Below are 13397 nucleotides of genomic sequence, written 5' to 3'. Positions count from 1 at the left end.
ATTTCCCCAAATCTTAATGAAAATACCCACTTATTACTGGCTCTTAATGGGTTGCTTTTGCCACGCTTCAGTGGTTTACTCTCAATCGAAGCCATCTAAAACTGCTCCTTCCACGCTTGAGCAGCAGATCGAGCGGGCGCATCAGGAGATCAATCGACGGTTTATCAGCCCGAAATATGGGATTCTGTATGACTATGCGGGCCGGGATGGGACGATCTTTATGCCAACAGCCGAAGAATGCAATACCGATAAACCCAATGGCTTATCCTGGTTTTCGCCCATCGAAAACGGGGCTTTTTTTAACGGAATTTATATCGATGGATTATGTAATCGCTGGAAGATCAGCCGGAAACGGGAGGATGCACTTGAGGCTCGTAAAATAGCCAATGGGATGGTCCGGCTGGCTACTATTGGGCACATACCAGGGTTCATTGCGCGGGGCGTTGCCGACGATGGACAGAGTCACCATGTGGCCGGGTCCGACGATCAGACCGGGCCATGGTTCTACGGTATGTGGCGGTACATCAAAAGTGGAATCCCCGACCGGGCTGAGCAGCAGAAACTTATTCAACTGGTCGAAAAAGTGGCTAATGCGCTGGAAAAATTAGACTGGAAGCTCCCCTGTGACCGCGAAGACTATGGTTTTCGGGGCAACCTGACCGACAAAGGGTGCCGAATTTCGGCTCGGTTGGTGTTCATCTATCGAGCACTGTTCGACCTGACTCACGACAAGAAATGGCTGGACGGCTATCACCAACGGCTGAATGAAATTCCCGAAGGTGATTCCCTAACCCGACTGGAACTGTGCGCTCAGGGGATTCCCTACGAAACCGTCAGCCCTGAAAAAGGAAACATAACCGAAAACGAATTCTGGATCACAGGCATATCACAGGCCAATCTGAAAGCCTTAATTGAACTGGAACAAGTGCCCGCCATTCGGGAGAAATTTCGGCAGGGGTTAAATCGGACGGCCGAAAAAGCAGCCCTGCATCTGTCGCGCTATAAACAGTTTGATAATCAGCACACCATTACTTTCAACGAAAACTGGCGGACGCTGAACGAGCTTTGGAAGCCGCAGCCCGATATTGCTACGACGCTGGCATTAGCGCTTCAACAGGGACGCGAATGGGCCAAACTATCGCCCGCCCGGGTGTACGAAGACAAACACATGCGGGAGCCTCTCTGGGCCTGCTGGGTTGTGTTACTGTCGGGCAACAAGACGTTGATTGATCAGTATCAGGCTGATCTGATGGGGGCTTTGACACATTATGATTGGAAACAGCTCTATACGTCCCGGTTCTTTATTGTGCTTCCGGCGTATTACGAAGCAAAGATGCATAAACGGATAGAACGCTGATTTTTAGGAGGTCGGCCCGGCATCATAATGATCGTGTTCCATTGATAGGTTGGTTTGGTAAATTCCCGGTGGTGATCTGCCGGGAAATTTATTTTATAGGCCTTTCGTGGTGTTTTTGTGAAAATCAGGGAAAAATTTTCACAAAAAAGTTATTTTCGACTAAGGGTAATCGCCAATATTCGTGTCATTCGCGTACTTGACCGGTAATCTTATGACCGAACCAGAAGGATATCAGCGCTTCGATTCAGGTGATGTACCCCGCCCCCTGCGTGCGGGCAGTCACGCAACGGCCGTTGTGGATAACGAGTTTTTTATCAGAGCGGCCTTCGCCGAATCGTCGGAAAAAGGGTTCGAAGCCCTGTTCCGGCTTTATTATAACCCTCTTTGCAGCCACGCCCTGCGCTTTGTGTATACCCGTGAGGTAGCCGAAGATATTGTCAGCGAAGTATTTTATCAGCTCTGGAAAACCGATGCGCATCGCTCTGTACAATTTACCTATCGTACCTATCTCTATGCCGCCGTACGCCATCGAGCCTATAATTACCTGCGCGACGAACTGACGGGCAACCGTACCCCGGCGTCGATTGACGAGATGGAGTATGCCGGGGCGGAAGAGTCACCCCAAACGCTGGTTGAATACGATGAAACCTTTCAGCGGCTGGAGAAAGTCATCAAGGAGTTACCGTCGCAATGCCAACGTGTGTTTCTGATGAGCCGATTCGAAAACCGGAAGAATCTGGAGATCGCGGCCGAATTGGGCATTGCCCTGAAAACCGTAGAAGCTCATTTGTCTCGGGCCTTGTCTCAAATCCGACGGGCCATTCTGACGATGGTTTGCTTACTTTTTGTCGGGTTACACTAAGGGTAAAACGGCCACACTGTGTCATTCCCCAAACCCCTTTGTTATGGAAGAACTTGTGAATAAAACGCTCGCTTTCGACTATTTCGCCGGAAAGGTGAGTCCACTCCAGAAAAAATCAATTGAACGCTGGCTGGCCCAACCCGGTAATCAGGATACGTATTACCAGTGGCTGCATGAGTGGGAACTTGCCAACCTCCAACTAACGACCAACTGGCAGAACGCTTTTGACGCTACCCAGGAACGTATAGGTAGTACCGTTCGGGTAAGTTCTCCGGTCGAAGATACATCGGTTCAGTGGTGGCATAGTAGCCGATTGGGGATTTGGCTGGCGGCTGCTTCTGTTCTCCTGATCCTGGGCATCGGCAATTGGCTGGCTGGCGACGTTATTCGCTACAAAACCATCGAAACTGGCTTTGGCGAAACCAAACACTGCCTGTTGCCTGATGGGTCGGTTGTGGAGTTGAACGCCAATTCCCGCATTCGTTTCCCCAGATTTGGATTCGGTTCCGAAAGTCGTATTCCGCTCTTATCAGCGGAAACGGCTGGCCGACAGGTTGAACTAACCGGAGAGGCCGATTTTTCGGTGCGTCATCTTCCGAATCACCAGCGATTTGTCGTTCTGACGCCGAAAGGCTTGGCCGTGAATGTGTTGGGGACGCAATTTACAGTTTTTAGTCGGGAGCGCCGGACGCAGGTTGTATTGCGGTCGGGGAAAGTGGCTCTGACCCTGCCCAAACAACCGGATCAACCCGCCATGATTATGAAACCCGGTGATTTGGTCACACTTGATGCGCAGGGCAAATTGGCCTTTAAACAAACCTCGCATCCTGAAAATGCATCGTCGTGGAAACAGCACCGCTTTACGTTCGAGACTACGTCGCTGCGTGAGATTGCCCAGACCCTGCACGATAACTATGGCCTGACTGTCCATATAGAAGGCGAAGAACTGGCCAATCGGACCATTTCGGGAGCTTTTCCGGCTCAGGATGCCAACGAACTGATCAAACTGGTGGCCGATCTGCTCCAGATCAACTACCACCGCGATAACAACAACGTAACCTTTACGAATTAACTCCTAACCTTTTACTTACTCACATGCAACAGGCTCTCCGCTCGTCAGTGGCTTTGCTCATCAGCGTATTGCTGAATGGCTACCCCGGAGAAGCACAGGTGATGGCTGCCAATTGGGCTACTCAAAAGCCCGTTCAGTCCTCCATGACCGCTTCGCAGACGCTTCAACTCCGGGATGTACTCAATTTGTTTAAGGCGCGTTACCACGTCGATATTTTATTTGAAGACAAATTAATCAACGATCAGACGGTACTTTCCTCGATGGTCGATCCAGCGGCTTCGCTGGAAAAAAATCTGGATACAATTCTGCGTCCTCAGGGACTTCGTTACAAGAAAGTGAAAAGTGGGGTGTACATGGTGATTGGCGAAAAAAAGCCGGGAAAGTCGCCTACAGCCGACGTCCGTTCGGAAACGCCGATGCTAAATGCACAGACCTCCACAACGCCCCAACTCGTTGACAATAGGTCAGCTACCACACTATCGGCCGAAAAGGCAGTGGCTCCGGTAGTTGTCGAAAGAACCATTTCGGGAATCGTCAAAAGCGAAACGGGTGAAGGGCTTCCTGGGGTAAGTGTGGTCGTAAAGAATACGACCCGTGGCGCCACCACCGATGCCGAAGGAAAATACCGACTGAATATACCAGATGGAGCGGCTACGCTGGTCTTCTCCTTTGTGGGCTATCAGAATCAGGAGATCAGCATCGGTAGCCGAAGTACTATCGATGTACAAATGATACCCGATGATAAGTCGCTGGATGAGGTGGTGGTGGTAGGTTATGGGACGGTTAAGAAAAGCGACCTGACGGGGTCGCTGGCTCAGGTGAAGGCCAAAGACCTGAACGCCTATCCGGCTACGAACGTGTTACAGGCGTTGTCGGGTCGGGCGGCTGGGGTGCAGGTATTACAAAATACGGGTGCTCCCGGTGGGAGTGTCAGCGTGCGGATTCGCGGGACCAACTCGATTCAGGGGAGTAACGAGCCGCTGTATGTAGTGGATGGTTTCCCGCTGTCGGGGAGTAATCCGACCGTATTAAACAATGCTGATATCGAAAACATCGAAATCCTGAAAGATGCTTCGGCCACCGCTATTTATGGCTCCCGTGGTGCCAATGGGGTTGTACTCATCACCACCAAGCGGGGAAAGGCGGGCAAGGCTACGGTCGATTTTGAAGCCAGCTACAGTTCGCAAACCCTACGCAAAAAGCTGGATATGATGAACGCCAAAGAATACGCGACGTTTTACAACGAACAGGCGGCCAACGATGGGTTGAAACCCTATTTTACCCAGGACCAGATCAATGCGTTCGGGCAGGGCACCGACTGGCAGAACCTGGTTTTTCAGACGGCCCCCATGAAAACGGCATCGCTGAACATCAGTGGGGGAAACGAAAAAACGCAATTTTCACTGTCGGGAAGTGTGTTCAGCCAGGACGGAATCATTCGCGGCAGTGACTACAACCGCTACTCCATACGGACCAATATCAACCATGCGCTCAGCAAAAAACTATCGGTCAACTTTGCCAGTACGTTAACCAAAATCACGACGAACGCCCAGAATAGCCAGGGTAGCAACCGGGGCGGATCGCTCATTGCCGGAGCCATATCGGCCCCACCCGTCTTAGGGCCTTACAAAGCCGACGGCTCTTACGAAGTATTTGGCACAACCTATGCGTTTGTCAATACCCAGCTACGGAACCCGATCAATATACTGAACGAACAGAGCAGCCTGACCAAAGGCAACCGGGTTCTGACCAATGCCGCGTTTATTTACAACCCCATTCCTGAGCTGACCATTAAAATTTCGGGTGGTATCGAAAACTCCGACGACCGCACCGACTCCTATACAACGACTAACTATTTCGGCTCAACGGGCAACGCCAGTGTGAGTACAACGCAACTGACCAGCCTCTTGAATGAGAATACCATTAGCTATAACAAAACCATCCGGCAAAAGCACAGCATTTCGGCCGTGGCCGGGTTCACGTACCAGGACTTTCTGACAACGACATTGAGCGGCAGCGGGGCCAACTACATCAGCAATTCCAGCCAGACGTCTGATCTGGGCGCGGCCGGAACGCCCGGTATTCCAGCATCGGGTTATTCCAAGTCGGTTTTGTTGTCGTATCTGGGCCGGGTCAACTATGCATTCGATAGTAAATATCTGGCGACGGTTAGTTTCCGGGCCGATGGGTCGTCCAAGTACAGCGAAGGCAGTAAGTGGGGCTACTTTCCATCCGGTGCCCTGGCGTGGCGGATTTCGAACGAAGAGTTTTTGAAGAACAGCACCCTGGTTTCAGATCTGAAGCTTCGGGCCAGTTGGGGACTTACAGGTAGCCAGGCGATCAATGCTTATGCTACATTGAATCAACTATATTCGGGAAAAACCATCTTTGGTGATGCGCTTTATACGGCCTACTCGCCCGGTACAAACCTGCCCGGCAATCTGAAATGGGAAACTACGGAGCAAAAGGACATCGGCATTGACTTGGGTATCCTGCAAAATCGTATACTGATCACGGCCGATTACTACATCAAAAACACTCGTGATCTGCTGAATACCGTACAACTACCGTCGTCTCTGGGCTTTACAACCACCATTCAGAATGTGGGCGAAGTGCAGAACAAAGGCTTGGAGTTGGGGATCAATGCCAATATTCTGACGGGCGCGTTCAAGTGGAATGTGAACACGAATGTGGCGCTGAACCGGAACAAGGTGCTGAAATTATACGGTGGGCAAGATATTCTGGGTGCTTTTGTCGACATATCGGCCATTACCGATACGCGAAATATTCTTCGGGAAGGCCAGCCGATGGGCATGTTCTGGGGCTATATCGAAGATGGGTACGACGATAAAGGCAAAATAAAATACAAGGACATGGATGGCGATGGGACCATTACCGTTCGCGACAAAACTTTTATTGGCAATCCGAATCCGAAATTTATCTACGGCTTCAATTCCAGCATGTCGTACAAAAACTTCGACCTGACCCTCTTTTTGCAGGGCACGCAGGGGAACGATATTTTCAATACCAGTGCCATCAATAATACGGTCGATTACGGTTATGGGCTGAATATGCCGCGCGAGGTTTTTCTGAATCACTGGACACCCACTAACACCACCGCCAAATACCCGCTCGTGAGCAGTACCACACGCGTCAACGTCTCCAATCGATTTGTGGAAAACGGCTCTTACTTACGGCTGAAAAACATTCAGTTAGCGTACAATCTGCCAACTCTAAAATGGGGGGCAACCTGGATTCGGTCGATGCAGGTGTATGCCAGTGGTCAAAATCTGCTGACGTTTACGAACTATTCGTGGTGGGACCCCGAAGTGAACTCCAGTGGTGGCTCCAACTCCATTGCTCAGGGTTTCGATCAATACAGTTACCCCACTGCCAAGTCCATCACCTTTGGTGTGCGAGCTGGGTTTTAATGGTCAAAGAGCGAAAGAGTGAATGAGTGAAAGAGCGATGTGTCCTAAAAACAACTACGCAATATGTCGCTCAGGCCTCGTGGGAATACTCACTCCGCTTCGGCGGTCCGATTTCGCTCATTCACTCTTTCGCTCATTCACTCTTTAAAATTTATGAAAAAACTCCTATTCCTCCTCTCCACGCTCTTTCTGGCATCCTGTGAGGATGTGCTGAAGGAAGCGCCTAAATCGCTGGCGGTAGAGACATTCTACAATACGCTGGCCGAAGTACAGGCGGCAGTCAATGCCATTTACACGCCTTTGCGCGATAGCAATACCAGTGGTATGGGCGTTTATATCGCCGTACTGGAAGGCCATACCGACTATGGGCTTGGCCGGGGCAGTTACGCTATCCTGAATAATTTCGCGGGACTGGACAACGTCAATGTCAGCCGGGTATCGGGGGCGTGGTCTGCCTTTTATCTGAGTATCCGCAATGCGAATCTGGTGATTAAAAATGCACCCAACGGGAAGTCGATCAGTCAGGCCGATATTGCCAAATCAGTCGCTGAGGCTAAGTTTCTGCGGGCGTTCAGTTACTTCCATCTGGTGCGTAACTGGAGTGGAGTTCCCATCCGAACGGAAGCCAATATGGCCGATATTACGGCAAAACGAAACACCGTCGATGAAGTCTATGCGCTGATTTTGTCGGATTTGCAGGCAGCCGAAACGGGCCTGCCCGATCAGGTGACGGACATTGGACGACCCACAAAATGGGCTGCCAAAACCATGCTAGCCGATGTATATCTGCAACTTGGTAAATTTGCCGAAGCCCGCGATAAGGCCGATGAAGTGATTAAAGCCAATAAATACGCGCTGGTTCAGGTCTCTACGGTCGATGATTTTCAGAAGCTATTCGGCCCGGATGTCATCACGACCAGCGAAGAGATTTTTTCGCTGAAGTTCTCGCATCAACCCGGTCAGGGCAACCTGTTCCCCACACTGACGAATCACCCCGGAACCAAGCTGCTGGGTGGTGGCGGTGGTGTATTTGGGCTGTACAACGACAGTACTTTACCTGCCTACAGCAACTGGGACAACGCCGACCTTCGTAAAACACTTTGGTATCCGTGGAATATTGGGGTTGGGGCCACGTCCTTACTTAGTAAAAAATACATCGACCCCAATTCACTCGAATTTGCCGGAGCCGCCAACGACGTAAGCTGGTACCGCTACGCCGATTTGTTACTGATTTATGCTGAAGCGGCTAGTCAGGCCGCGAATGGCCCTACAGCAGCCGCAATGGAAGCCCTCAACCAGGTACATCGTCGGGCGTATGGCAAGCCGTCGGGCACCCCATCCTCGGTCGATTTTAAACTTGCTGATTACGGTTCAGCGGCTGCATTCCTGAATCTGCTGGTGAAGGAGCGGGGGTACGAATTTCAGTATGAAGGCAAACGCTGGCTCGAACTCAAACGAACGGGAAAAGCTGCTGAAATCATTCTGGCTGCCAAAGGCAAAACCATCGCTCAGAAGCATTATCTGTGGCCCATTCCGGTTTCGGAAGTAAGCTATAACACCGCCATTGATCCGGTAAAAGACCAAAATCCAGGGTACTAAATGTCAATTTAATGAATAATGCAAAATGGATAGTTATTGGCCTGTGAGTGAGTGCATTGTCCATTTTACATTATCCATTATTTATTCCTATATCTCTCGTCATGGAACCAACTGAGAATCAAAACCGCCTATCGGCCCTGTTCAGCCTGAACCGCCGGAAATTTATTCAATCGACGATTGCCGGAGCTGGGGCCGCTGCGTTGCCTATACTGGCATCAGATGCCGAAGCAGCATCGAAAACGGCTGACGAGTTTAAAGAACCCGCCCGCAATGTACCCATCAAAGGCGAGTTCGACGTCGTGGTGTGTGGAGCTGGGCCGGCGGGTGTATCGGCCGCTATTACGGCTGCTCGTGCGGGAGCCAAAACGCAGTTGATCGAAGTGCACGGGTGTTTGGGGGGCGTTTGGACGGCCGGGTTACTGACCTACATTTTCGATTTCGACAAGCCGGGGCTAACCAAAGAAATCAAGGCGAAACTCGATGAGCGAAACGCTCGTCGCAACAAAATCGCCGATCAGTTTGTGTACCACCCCGACGAAATGAAGGTGTTGCTGGAAGAAATGTGTATCGAAGCGGGTGTAAAGTTTCGGTTGCTCACCCGCGTGTCGTCCGCTTATAAAGATAAAAAACAGCTTACTACGATTGTGACCGATTCCAAGTCGGGTCGTGAAGCGTGGAAAGCAAAAGTGTTCATCGATGCTACTGGCGATGGTGATGTGGGAGCCCAGGCAGGCAACAGTTGGGAAATCGGGCATGGTGGCGATACATGTCCCTGCCAGCCACTGACACTTAATACGTTGGCCGTTGTGCGTGATCCAGCGGCCCTGAAGCAATTCATTTCGTTTTACACAAATGATGGCGATAAAAAGAACTGGCACGTTCCGGCGGTTGAAGCGTTCAAAAAAGAGATTGCCAGGGCAGGTATTACGCCCTCGTATGGTATGCCCACGCTCTTCCTGATTCGGGATAATCTGGTCATGATTATGGTCAACCATGAGTACAATATCAAAGCGTTCGACGCCGACGAGATTACCGAAGCCACGGTGCAGGCCAGAGCTGAAGTGTACAACATTGTGCGGGGACTGAACAAACTTGGTGGTCCCTGGGAAGGTATGCAGATTGTAGCTACCCCTGAGCAGATTGGTATTCGCGATGGCCGACGGATTCATGGTCGCTACACGGTTACCAAACAGGATTTGGTTGTTGGTGCTCGGCATGAGGATGCAGTGGTTCGGCCAACCTTTGGCGTCGACATTCACGCGGCTGATCGGAAAACCAACGAGGTAGAAACCATCGGTCGGGGTGGCATCAAAATGATCCCGTACGATATTCCACTACGGGCACTGATTGCTAAAGATGTGGATGGGCTAATGATGGCCGGACGTTGCATCAGTGGCGACTTTGTAGCTCATGCCAGTTATCGGGTAACGGGCAATGCCGTTGCCATGGGCGAAGCGGCTGGTGCTGTGGCTTCCATTGCGGCCAAAACCAATAAACTGCCCAATGAAGTAGCCTGGAGCGATGCTGCCCAATTGCTGACTAAGCTGGGTATGCGGGCTTAGGGTTATGGGGTTTTATATGTTGTCACCCCGACCCAAGGAGAGATCTAAATGGGAGTTTAGGGTTGATCAAAAAAGTCAAATCCTGACTAAAGCATATCGTGATGTCAGCTACTCATAGCTGACACGTGAGGTTTCTTAAAACCGAACAGATCGAATTAGGTTTTGAGGAACCTCACGTGTCGGTTAAAGTAACCGACACCACGGATAGACACCATATAATTCGTTAAAACATAAAGCTGTTGAAAACCATAGTCTTCTTCCTGCTGGCTCTGGCTGCCAGAGCTGAAGTTAGCTTACCGTCTATTCTGGGATCGAATATGGTATTGCAGCAACAGACGGATGTTGCCATCTGGGGTTGGGGGAGTCCGCCGGAAAAAATCATCGTCACGGCCAGTTGGGACAATCGACCCATAAGCGTAACCTGCTCCGACGATGCTACCTGGAAAGTTCGATTACGAACACCAGCCGCTGGTGGGCCTCATACGATTACCATTGCGGGGAGTTCGACCATCCAATTGACCAACATCCTGATTGGTGAAGTATGGCTTTGCTCGGGTCAGTCGAATATGGGCCTGAGTGCGGCAGGGGGCGTTAAAGATGCGCAGGCTGAGTTGCCACAGGCGTTCAATCCGAGTATTCGCCTGTTTAAGATGACAAAACGGTCGTCTCCTGTACCTCAGGACGATGTAAAAGGGCGGTGGCAAATCTGTGATTCGGCTAGTCTGAAAGCCTTTAGTGCGGTCGGTTATTTTTTCGGTAAAAAGCTGCATGCAGGCCTGAATGTCCCGATTGGCCTGATTGATATGTCGTGGGGTGCCACAAAGATTGAATCCTGGATGCCCGAAGCACTGGCTATGCTTTACCCCGAGACGCGTCACTCGATTCAGATGATGCCCCAAAACCAATGGGCACCTGCCAAAGCCGGTTGGTTGTACAATGGCATGGTTGCCCCTATTACGTCGTTTGCTATTGCAGGAGTGATCTGGTATCAGGGTGAATCGAACCGGCATTATGCACCAGCCTATTACCGGCTCATGCACCTGCTGATTGAGGGTTGGCGAGGGCTTTGGCAGACTGATTTTCCGTTTTACTACGTACAACTGGCTCCGTATCGGTACGGAGGAAAATTTGAAACGCCACTACTTCGGGAAGCCCAAGCCAACGCTATGGATATACCCAAAACGGGTATGGTTGTTACAACTGATTTAGCTGATAATCTGGATGATGTACATCCGATCTTTAAAAAAGAGGTTGGTAATCGGCTGGCAAACTGGGCGTTAGCTGAGAATTACAAGCGACCAGTAATCGCCTATAAAAGCCCTAAATATCGGTCGATGCAAATACGTGGTTCGGTAATTCGGCTTACGTTCGATCAAGTACCAAACGGGTTCATGAGTACAGGGAATGAACTGACTGAATTTGGCATTGCGGGTATCGATCAGGTGTTTGTAAAAGCCAAGGCCCGGATCGTCGGCAATGAGATTGAGGTTTGGGCCGAGAGCGTTAAAACTCCCGTAGCTGTGCGGTTTGCTTTTCGCGACGCCCCCGAACCAAATCTGTTCAGCCGAGAAGGTTTACCTGTTATCCCGTTTCGCACCGATAATTGGGATTTGGGCCTGACTAAATTTTGATTGGCCCAAAATGGCTTCGTCCAGACCGATCAGGAATTTTCAGAAATAGGTTGGTTTTAATAAATCCCCGGCGGCATCTGCCGGGAGATTTATAGTTTGGAGATCGTAGAAAAACGGTTTTAACGATTGGCGGATGGAATAAAATCCAGCTTCGATTCTTCGCCGAAAACCGTTGCCAGGTGGTCTTGTGTAGGTTTTCGTTGGGCCGTTAGCTGGCTCACCAGCACATAGGCCACAAACGACGCCAGAAACGCCGGAAATACTTCGTGAATGTCGCCCAGGTTCTCGTAACGGGTTCGGACGCCAAACCGCCAGACGATATTGACCACAATCCCCGCCAGCATCGACGCGACGGCACCCAGATCGGTCCCCCAGCGGAAATATAACCCGCCAAAAATGGTTGGAAAGAAACTGGCTACATAGACCGACCCGGCAAAAGCGGATAATTCGACCACATCGGCAGGTGGGAAGATGGTGAAATAATACACGATGATGCAGTAGAGCAGCATAACCACTTTGGTGCGGGGAATGATTTTCTCCACAGGCATCGGTTGCCAGACATTCCAGATGTCTTTCACAAGGGTTGTTCCCACCACCAGCGTGACCGATGCCAGTGCCGCCATCCCAGCCGCAAATAACCCCATCAGACAGATACCACTAATGAGTGGATTGTTGAATTTCTTGAGCATAAAGCCCACCACTTCGTCAGTATTGTTGATGAGTTGGGCCGCTTCGTCACTACTTACCATGCCGTGTACCAAAGCGCCCAGACCCATGACGCAAACGAGCGAAACACCCATAAAAATGGGCGTCCAGGTCATGGCGAACTTCATGCCTGCCTTGTCTTTCACAGTATAGAACCGGATGAGTAGTTTGGGTTCGGAGATTTGTTTCATGCCAATCGACAGGCCAATCCCGACGATGTAGGTAAATGAGGTCAGTTGCCCAAACGTCACCAATCCATTGCCAATAGGGGCTCCTTTTTTCGACACATGATCGACGAACGCAATTTTAGCCATCAGCGCATCATACCCTCCTACGTAGATGAAGGGCAAGGCTAGCATGATGATCGCTACAATGAACATCAGAATACCCTGAACAGCGTCGGTCCACATGATGCCGTACATCCCGCCCGCAATGGTATAAAAACAGGTGAAGAACAGCATGAAGGCCGCGCCATATGCATAAGGAATATCGAGCAACGACTGAAGCAGGTGGGCACAGCCTTTGGCAATACCCGTCATGTACCAGACCGTTGCAAACAGAATAATCACGGCTGATAACACCCGGATGCTGCGCGAAAGCTGGCTCTGGTAGCGCAACTGAAAATAATCGGGTACGGTAAACGACTTTAGTCGGATGCTCTGATTCCGCATGCGGGGACCTAAAATCTGCCACGAAATGATGCAGAACACTGCCCAGAAAACACCCACCCAGGTCCAGGAAAGGCCGTACCGGAACGATTCGCCCGCCTGACCGATGTAGGTGTTGGTGCTGACAAAGGTTGAAAAGAAGGCCAGCGATACCACCCAGCCGGGTATCCTGCGATCGGCTACGTAGTATTCGCCCACGGTTTTGCTGGCCTGCCGTTGCAGATACCAGCCAAACGTAATCAGTGAAATCAGGTAAACTACCATGCAAATCAGCACCGTAGCATGTTCGGAGAAGTAGGCCATAGAATGATGGATAATGAGCAATGCATAATGAATAATTGATAATGGATTCCACTGAAATTCAGTAGGAGGTATTCATTATCCATTACTCATTATCCATTTTTTTGTCGTCGTTACGGATGTCGATGTTCATGAACTGAACTGCAATGGCGTTGAGAATCATGATCACGATAATGAACCAGTACGGAAACGCAGTCAGAAAGTCCATTG

9 protein-coding genes are annotated in these 13397 nt (G+C 50.5%); 7 read left to right on the top strand and 2 right to left on the bottom strand.

The annotated features are described in order from the left end of the window. Window positions 1-16 precede the first annotated feature (16 nt). The 7 genes from BGO59_RS28635 to BGO59_RS28605 all read left to right on the top strand — a co-directional run bounded on the left by BGO59_RS28635 (window position 17) and on the right by BGO59_RS28605 (window position 11514). Window positions 17-1357 carry a hypothetical protein gene (locus BGO59_RS28635; protein WP_293689571.1) on the top strand — a complete coding sequence of 447 codons (1341 nt, stop codon included), beginning with the start codon at window positions 17-19 and terminating at the stop codon, window positions 1355-1357. Window positions 1358-1568: 211 nt separating this feature from the next. Next, on the top strand, window positions 1569-2219 hold the full coding sequence (locus tag BGO59_RS28630) for an RNA polymerase sigma-70 factor (protein WP_293689569.1): 651 nt from the start codon (window positions 1569-1571) through the stop codon (window positions 2217-2219). 43 nt (window positions 2220-2262) lie between these two features. Beyond that, entirely contained in the window at window positions 2263-3291 is a 1029-nt protein-coding gene (locus tag BGO59_RS28625; RefSeq protein ID WP_293689566.1) for a FecR family protein, read from the top strand. A gap of 23 nt (window positions 3292-3314) precedes the next feature. Continuing rightward, complete coding sequence (locus BGO59_RS28620) at window positions 3315-6722, top strand: TonB-dependent receptor (RefSeq protein ID WP_293689563.1); 3408 nt, start codon at window positions 3315-3317, stop codon at window positions 6720-6722. Between the two features lie 153 nt (window positions 6723-6875). Next, window positions 6876-8321, top strand: a complete 1446-nt coding sequence (locus BGO59_RS28615) for a RagB/SusD family nutrient uptake outer membrane protein (RefSeq protein WP_293689560.1) — start codon at window positions 6876-6878, stop codon at window positions 8319-8321. A gap of 101 nt (window positions 8322-8422) precedes the next feature. Next, window positions 8423-9883 (top strand): FAD-dependent oxidoreductase, encoded by a 1461-nt coding sequence (locus BGO59_RS28610; protein WP_293689557.1) that lies wholly within the window; start codon window positions 8423-8425, stop codon window positions 9881-9883. A 239-nt stretch (window positions 9884-10122) separates the two neighbouring features. After that, entirely contained in the window at window positions 10123-11514 is a 1392-nt protein-coding gene (locus BGO59_RS28605) for a sialate O-acetylesterase (RefSeq protein ID WP_293689554.1), read from the top strand. A gap of 119 nt (window positions 11515-11633) precedes the next feature. Here the strand turns inward: BGO59_RS28605 and BGO59_RS28600 are convergent, their stop codons facing one another. Together BGO59_RS28600 and BGO59_RS28595 are read right to left on the bottom strand one after the other, a co-directional pair. Further along, window positions 11634-13190: a hypothetical protein gene (locus BGO59_RS28600; RefSeq protein WP_293689551.1), complete on the bottom strand. Its 1557-nt coding sequence runs from the start codon at window positions 13188-13190 to the stop codon at window positions 11634-11636. An 82-nt stretch (window positions 13191-13272) separates the two neighbouring features. After that, complete coding sequence (locus BGO59_RS28595) at window positions 13273-13395, bottom strand: hypothetical protein (protein ID WP_262508068.1); 123 nt, start codon at window positions 13393-13395, stop codon at window positions 13273-13275. Window positions 13396-13397 lie beyond the last annotated feature (2 nt).

Origin of the sequence: Spirosoma sp. 48-14, assembly GCF_001898575.1 — a bacterium.
Lineage (GTDB): Bacteria > Bacteroidota > Bacteroidia > Cytophagales > Spirosomataceae > Spirosoma.
This window is presented reverse-complemented; position numbering and strand designations above follow the sequence as displayed.